The sequence below is a fragment of the Pseudomonas sp. 05N434 genome, from assembly GCF_056396965.1.
Map to the genome: position 1 here is coordinate 1 of NZ_JBFTMK010000831.1, position 1,450 is coordinate 1,450.

Consider the following 1,450-nt stretch of genomic DNA (forward strand, 5'->3'; position numbering starts at 1 on the left):
ACCGCCCCCTACTCCGGACAGCTCCATCGCCAGGTTCAGCCCGAGAATCTCCGGGCAGTAGGTTTGGGGATATCGCCCGATAGACAACCAGAACACGGGCAGCTCGAAGTTCTCGTCGTTGAAACAAGCGGCGTTGGCGTATCCAGGGTCGGCGGTGGCCGGCAACTCGCCATGTACTGCCTTGAGCAGATGGCGGTAGATGACGGGATGGTTCTGCGCCTCGATTCCGTTGCCCAACTCATCGAAAAGCGTTTCGAACAGTCTGCTGCCGTACGCCGTGGAGGCTACCGCCGGGTGGGCGAACCCGGCCAGCCAGGCCCCGTCGATCATTGTCAGCGGCGCCAGGGACAGGATATCGGCGACCACCTCATCGCGAGACGGCAGCTCTTCGTCCAGCTCCAGTGCCTGGTTGGAAGCTTCATGCTGGCCCTGCAACCACTGCTGCAGGACACCGGGAGCCCAACGCTCCGGCAACGAGCAATACCCCTTGGTGACGCCACGGGCGGCCCTGGCCAGCCAGCTCTTCACGTAGTGACCGGCATAGGATTCCTCTGACGGCGTGAGCTCCATTCGCAACAGGCGCGGGTAGGCCTGTCGCGGGCTGAATCTGGCGACCAACGCTTGGGTTTCAGCGACCTCGCGAAGAGCCCCGGCGAGTTTTCCGTCGTCTTTCCATACCTGGAAAGCCGGGGTCTGCCTGGGCGCATCGGAGTAAGGCAAGCCGCAGATCCAGCGGTGAAGAATGGCAATATCGTCGCGACTGAAGATTCGGAACATCTTGCCCCGCGGCGAAATCAGGCTGGTGAGCAGTGGACTCGATTCCGGCCTGCCCGCCCGCACGTAAGCGCTGGCGGCAAGATGGTCGAGAAACTTCAAGGAGTCGTCGACTGCGAGCAAGGGCTTCATCGGCACCTTATTCAACTGAGTCTTGTCGTGGTATTGACAAGCATCCAGCCGACGTCGGCTGATCAGGTGGCGCGCCGCCTCTCTCGGATCGAGCCAGCGCTCAAGCACATCGAGCAGCGCTTCGTTCATCTCCTCGGCCTGCCGGCGCGCCCACAGGTAGCCTTGGCGTACCCCATCGTTTCCGGCAGCGCCCATTTGCACGAGAAATTCCCGGACTGCCGTTTCGGCGAGCACGRCAAGATCGTCGGCACTACCAGCGGGGTCGCGACGCAGATCGAGAAACTGGCGGGCGGACGGCTCGTTATGGGCGATGAACTCAAACGAGGGCAACAGCCCGCAATGACGCAGGTAAAGGTTGATCCCCAGGATCTGGGCCGTCAGCGACTCCGGAAAATGCCCCAATACGAGCAGGGTCGAGGCAAAGTTGAAGGCTCCGTCCGAGATCCTTGGGTCGGCCACTGCTCGCAAGAGATCTTCGCCAGCATCTGCCAGCGCGTGCTGACGCAGCAATTCCAGGTAGCGCTGGATACGACTGGCCCCTGGC

At 62.2% G+C, this 1,450-nt stretch carries 1 protein-coding gene; it reads right to left on the bottom strand.

Features of this window, described 5'->3' with window-relative positions; translation table 11 throughout:
- Positions 1–1,450 (bottom strand): iron-containing redox enzyme family protein (locus AC1DLB_RS29865; RefSeq protein WP_477786272.1); only part of this gene is annotated, 1,450 nt, incomplete at both ends.